The organism is Streptomyces sp. W16, from assembly GCF_033194735.1.
In the GTDB taxonomy this organism is placed as follows: Bacteria; Actinomycetota; Actinomycetes; order Streptomycetales; family Streptomycetaceae; genus Streptomyces.
The window spans coordinates 1-5620 of record NZ_JAWOAI010000585.1 but is presented as its reverse complement, the minus strand read 5'-3'; the positions used below and the strand labels follow the sequence as shown (position 1 = coordinate 5620).

Annotated in this window: 6 protein-coding genes; all 6 read left to right on the top strand. The window is 69.1% G+C overall.

What is annotated here, in order from left to right; translation table 11 throughout:
• Window positions 1-474 (top strand): tetratricopeptide repeat protein (locus R6V09_RS44470; RefSeq protein WP_317887178.1); only part of this gene is annotated, 474 nt, incomplete at its 5' end.
• A 142-nt stretch (window positions 475-616) separates the two neighbouring features.
• Window positions 617-1732 carry an alanine dehydrogenase gene (gene ald, locus R6V09_RS44465; RefSeq protein WP_317887179.1) on the top strand — a complete coding sequence of 372 codons (1116 nt, stop codon included), beginning with the start codon at window positions 617-619 and terminating at the stop codon, window positions 1730-1732.
• 402 nt (window positions 1733-2134) lie between these two features.
• Entirely contained in the window at window positions 2135-3271 is a 1137-nt protein-coding gene (locus tag R6V09_RS44460; protein WP_317887177.1) for a ParA family protein, read from the top strand.
• Window positions 3256-3810: a hypothetical protein gene (locus tag R6V09_RS44455; protein ID WP_317887176.1), complete on the top strand. Its 555-nt coding sequence runs from the start codon at window positions 3256-3258 to the stop codon at window positions 3808-3810. Before R6V09_RS44460 ends, R6V09_RS44455 begins: the two co-directional genes overlap by 16 nt.
• An 18-nt stretch (window positions 3811-3828) precedes the next feature.
• Window positions 3829-4818, top strand: coding sequence for a segregation and condensation protein A (locus tag R6V09_RS44450; RefSeq protein WP_317887175.1), 990 nt, complete (start codon window positions 3829-3831; stop codon window positions 4816-4818).
• Window positions 4815-5471, top strand: a complete 657-nt coding sequence (gene scpB / locus R6V09_RS44445; protein WP_317887174.1) for an SMC-Scp complex subunit ScpB — start codon at window positions 4815-4817, stop codon at window positions 5469-5471. The genes R6V09_RS44450 and scpB overlap by 4 nt, the downstream gene beginning before the upstream one ends.
• The last annotated feature ends 149 nt before the right edge of the window (window positions 5472-5620 follow it).

Sequence of the window (5620 nt, the reverse complement as noted above, 5' to 3'; positions counted from 1 at the left end):
GGCCGCGCGCTGGCCCAGCGGCTCGCCCGGGACGAGCGCGCGGAGGCCGCCCGGCTGTACGGCCGGATCGCCGCCGCGCACACCTACGCGGGCCGCTACGGCGAGGCGCTGAGGAACTGGCGGGCGGCCGTCGCCGGGTACCGCAAGAACGGCGATGTGCCCGCCCAGGCACGGGCGTTGAGCGAGCTGGCGCGGGTCCAGGAGTACGCGGGCCGCCCCGAGGAGTCACTGCTCACCTGCCACGAGGCCGTCGAGTGGGCGCGCCGCGCGGAGGACGTACGACTGCAGGCGGCGCTGCAGCTGCGGCTGGCCGACACCCTCGACCGGCTCGGCGACCCGGCGTCCGCCGCGCTGCACCGCGGGACGGCCGAACGGATGCTCGGCGAGGAGCTCCAGGAGGGCGATCCCGCCCCCGAATCCCTGGAACATGACGCTAACGCCTGCGAAATCCGTAGTACATCCGCTGAAGATTGATGCATTGAAAGGCTAGACACCGAGAACGCCTTCATTAAACTGGCTCTGCCGCACCTTCTCCTGCGGTCTCCCGGTGCGCTCACGCATGTCCGGGTATGAGATGTATTGCCCCACACCCTCTGAGCCAAGGACCGTGATCGACGTGAAGGTCGGCATCCCCCGCGAGGTCAAGAACAACGAGTTCCGGGTGGCCATCACCCCCGCCGGCGTGCACGAGCTGGTGCGCCACGGCCACCAGGTCTTCATCGAGCACGACGCCGGCGTCGGCTCCTCGATCACGGACGACGAGTACGTCTCCGCAGGCGCGCAGATCCTCGCCACCGCCGACGAGGTCTGGGCCGGCACCGACCTGCTGCTCAAGGTCAAGGAGCCCATCGCCGAGGAGTACCACCGCCTCCGCAAGGACCAGACGCTCTTCACCTACCTGCACCTGGCCGCCTCCAAGGAGTGCACCGACGCGCTCGTCGAGTCCGGCACCACGGCGATCGCCTACGAGACCGTCGAGCTGCCCGGCCGCGCCCTCCCGCTGCTCGCCCCGATGTCCGAGGTCGCGGGCCGGCTGGCCCCGCAGGTCGGCGCCTACCACCTGATGCGCTCGGTCGGCGGCCGTGGCGTGCTCCCCGGTGGTGTCCCCGGCACGCAGCCCGCGCGGGCCGTCGTCATCGGCGGCGGTGTCTCCGGCTGGAACGCCACGCAGATCGCCGTCGGCATGGGCTTCCACGTCACGCTGCTCGACCGCGACATCAACAAGCTCCGCGAGGCCGACAAGGTCTTCGGCACCAAGGTCCGGGCGATCATGTCCAACTCCTTCGAGCTGGAGAAGGCCGTCCTGGACGCCGACCTCGTCATCGGCGCGGTGCTCATCCCGGGCGCCAAGGCCCCGAAGCTCGTCACCAACGAACTCGTGTCGCGGATGAAGCCCGGAAGTGTGCTTGTCGACATCGCGATCGACCAGGGCGGCTGCTTCGAGGACTCGCGTCCGACGACTCACGCCGAGCCGACCTTCCCGGTCCACAACTCGGTCTTCTACTGCGTCGCCAACATGCCCGGCGCGGTGCCGAACACGTCCACCTACGCGCTCACCAACGCCACGCTCCCGTACATCGTGGAGCTCGCCAACCGCGGCTGGGTCGAGGCGCTGCGACGTGATCCTGCTCTCGCCAAGGGCCTCAACACCCATGACGGCAAGGTGATTTACCGCGAGGTCGCCGAAGCGCACGGACTGGAGCACGTCGAGCTGGAGAGCCTGCTCGGCTGACTCTGTCGACTAAGTCACCGTTCAGCAAAAGGCGATACGTCAACACAGGTCGTCAACACCGCGCGCCCGGCCGGACCTTGCTCGACAGGTCCGGCCGGAAGTGTGTGTATGGTCACTTTGCGGCACTCGGTCAACTCGCGCCGAACGTAACCCTTGAACCGATTCGTGCACCGGTGAAACCTGCCGTGCGACTGCCGTACGCCCTTGACAGAGGGATGTTTCATTGCCGACACATCGGGCCGGGTCCGGCGGATTGTGTTGCTGCGAACACCCGACACGCCATAGAGTCGCCGAACGTCGGCATGGTGCCACGCTGACCTATCGAGAAATTCCCTGGTCACCAAGGAGGTAAGACGACTTGTGAATGAGTCGACATTTTCTCCCGGGGGTGGTCAACCAGGAATGCCTGCAAAGGGCCAGGAGCCCGCGGGGTTCGAGGCTGTCGGCTCCGTCGCGGTGCGTACCTTCGCAGCCCACCGGGGTCACCACAAGCCAGGGGTGACCCAGCCAGCACACCAGAGCATGGATGGCCATCACGTGAACGCCATGGCCGGCGACGGAAGGGGCGCGCCCCACAACCAGTTCGCCGACTTCGACGAACTGCCCGACGGGCACTTCTACGACCCCGACGCCGAGTACGAGCCCGATCCCGAGTACGCGGCCACACTCGCGCCCGACGCCGCCCGCCAGCGCCGAGAGCGCGTGGGCCCGACCGGACGCCCGCTGCCCTACTTCCCGATCCCGGGTCCGCTGACCAGTCACGGCCCCGCGACGATCGTCGCGATGTGCAACCAGAAGGGCGGCGTCGGCAAGACGACGTCGACCATCAACCTGGGTGCCGCGCTCGCGGAGTACGGCCGACGCGTACTGCTCGTCGACTTCGACCCGCAGGGCGCGCTGTCGGTCGGACTCGGCGTCAATCCCATGGAGTTGGACCTCACCGTCTACAACCTGCTCATGGAGCGGGGCATGTCGGCCGACGAGGTACTGCTCAAGACGGCTGTCCCGAACATGGACTTGCTGCCCAGCAACATCGACTTGTCCGCCGCCGAAGTGCAGTTGGTGAGCGAGGTCGCGCGCGAGTCCACCCTGCAGCGGGCGTTGAAGCCGCTGATGGCCGACTACGACTACATCGTGATCGACTGTCAGCCCTCCCTCGGCCTGCTCACCGTGAACGCCCTGACGGCGGCTCACAAGGTGATCGTGCCGCTGGAGTGCGAGTTCTTCGCGCTGCGTGGTGTCGCCCTGCTGACGGAGACGATCGAGAAGGTCCAGGAGCGCCTCAACCCCGAGTTGGAGCTCGACGGGATCCTCGCCACGATGTACGACTCCCGCACCGTGCACAGCCGTGAGGTGCTCGCCCGCGTGGTCGAGGCGTTCGACGAGCACGTCTACCACACGGTCATCGGGCGCACGGTGCGCTTCCCGGAGACCACGGTCGCCGGTGAGCCGATCACCACGTACGCCTCCAACTCCGTCGGTGCCGCCGCCTATCGCCAGCTCGCCAGGGAGGTGCTCGCCCGGTGTCACGCCGAGTGAGTCTGCCGGGGGCCGACGAACTGTTCCGTACGACAGGGGGGATGGCGCTCCAGGCGTCCACCCCCAGGCGCCAGTCCAACGGCGAGGTACGGGTGCCGGCTCCGGCGGGGGAGAGCGACGGTGCCGCCGCCGGGGAGGACGCCCCGCAGTCCGTACCCGCACAGGGCGGTGACGGCGAGGGCGCGGAGCATGTCGCGGCCGACGCGGACGCGGGCGAGTCCCGCAGCCGGGCCGTGGACGGCTCCGTACGACGTCAGGAGGCGCAGGAAGGTTCTGCCGCCGGGCAGTCCCGCAAGCGCGGCCGACAGCCCGCCCAGCGGCGTCCCAGCGGGCGGGAGCGGCACGACGAGAAAATCACCGTGTATGTCTCCGCCGAGGAGCTGATGGACCTGGAGCACGCCCGTCTGGTGCTCCGGGGTGAGCACGGCCTCGCGATCGACCGCGGGCGGATCGTGCGCGAGGCGGTCGCCGTCGTCCTGGCCGATCTGGAGTCCCGAGGGGACGCGAGCATTCTCGTCCGCCGGCTTCGCGGGCGGTAGCGGTAGCCTGCGGGGGCCATGACCTCGAACGACGCTCCCGCCGCCGGCGCACCCGCCGGACGTCGGCGTGCGCTGGGCAAAGGACCGGGTACGGCTCCCGAGCCGGAGCCCGAGATCGTCGTAGAAGAGCCTGAGACGCCTGCTGGAGAGCCTGCGGCGTCTGTTGCGGAAGCCGCGCCCGAAGAACCCGACGACGGGGTCTTCAAGGTGCGGCTCGCCAATTTCGAGGGGCCCTTCGATCTGCTGCTTCAGTTGATCTCGAAGCACAAGCTCGATGTCACCGAGGTGGCGCTGTCCAAAGTCACCGACGAGTTCATGGTGCACATCAGGGCGATGGGCCCTGACTGGGACCTGGACCAGACGACCGAGTTCCTCGTCGTCGCGGCGACCCTGCTGGATCTGAAGGCGGCCCGGCTGCTGCCCGCCGCCGAGGTCGAGGACGAGGCCGACCTGGCGTTGCTGGAGGCCCGGGACCTGCTGTTCGCGCGGCTGCTGCAGTACCGCGCGTACAAGCAGATCGCCGAGATCTTCAACCGGCGCCTCGACGAAGAAGCCCGGCGCTACCCCCGTACCGTCGGACTCGAACCGCACCACGCCGAGCTGCTGCCCGAGGTGGTCATCAGGATCGGCCCGGAGGGCTTCGCCAGGCTCGCCGTGAAGGCGATGCAGCCCAGGCCCAAGCCGCAGGTCTACATCGACCACATCCACGCGCCGCTCGTCAGCGTGCAGGAGCAGGCCGGGATCGTGGTCGCGCGGCTGCGGGAGCTCGGCGAGGCCAGCTTCAGCGTGCTCGTCGACGACACCGACGACACCCTGACCGTCGTGGCGAGGTTCCTGGCGCTGCTGGAGCTGTACCGGGAGAAGGCCGTAGCCCTCGACCAGGAGACCGCGCTCGGCGATCTGATCGTGCGCTGGACCGGTGGGGAGGGGGAGGCCGAGCCCGTCGTCACGGACGAGTTCGACCGGCCGCCCGAGGTGCCCAAGGAGACCAAGGAGGAGTCGGCGTGAGCGAGGAGACCACGGGAGTACCGGCGAGCCCGTCCGGCGTCGCGGAACTCGACCTCAAGCCCGCCCTGGAGGCCGTCCTGATGGTCGTGGACGAGCCCGCGACCGTGGAACACCTCGCGAAAATACTCCAGCGGCCCAAACGGCGGATCGCGGACGCGTTGCGCGAGCTGGCCGACGAGTACACCGTCCAGGGGCGCGGTTTCGAGCTGCGGCTGATCGCGGGCGGGTGGCGTTTCTACTCCCGGCCGGAGTACGCGCCGGCCGTCGAGGGCTTCGTCCTGGACGGGCAGCAGGCCCGGCTCACGCAGGCGGCGCTGGAGACCCTGGCGGTCGTCGCGTACCGCCAGCCGGTCAGCCGTAGCAGGGTCTCGATGGTCCGCGGAGTCAACTGCGACGGTGTGATGCGCACCCTGTTGCAGCGGGGTCTGGTCGGGGAGGCGGGCACGGAACCCGAAACAGGTGCGATCCTGTACGTGACGACGAACTACTTTCTGGAGCGGATGGGCCTGCGAGGCCTGGACGAGCTCCCGGAGCTCGCGCCCTTCCTCCCTGAGGCTGAGGCGATCGAGGCGGAGACGCTGGAAGGGGTCCCGTCGTTCGATCCGGATGCACCGGATGCAGATGCAGACGAAACGACGACGACGGAACTTTGATGCGAAGCAGTGGCAGTGGCAGCAGTGGTGGCGGCGGTAGGAGCGGCGGGCGCGGCAACCCCCGCGGGACCGGCGGGGGCGGTAATCCCCGGGGTTCCGGTGGGGGCGGCGGCGGCCGTGGTTCCGGCGCGGGCAACTCCCGGGGCGCC

Bases quoted from the DNA above. Each gene is read 5' to 3' on its own strand.
- R6V09_RS44460 (WP_317887177.1), top strand. From the start codon at position 2,135: ATGCCTGCAAAGGGCCAGGAGCCCGCGGGGTTCGAGGCTGTCGGCTCC.
- R6V09_RS44450 (WP_317887175.1), top strand. From the start codon at position 3,829: ATGACCTCGAACGACGCTCCCGCCGCCGGCGCACCCGCCGGACGTCGG.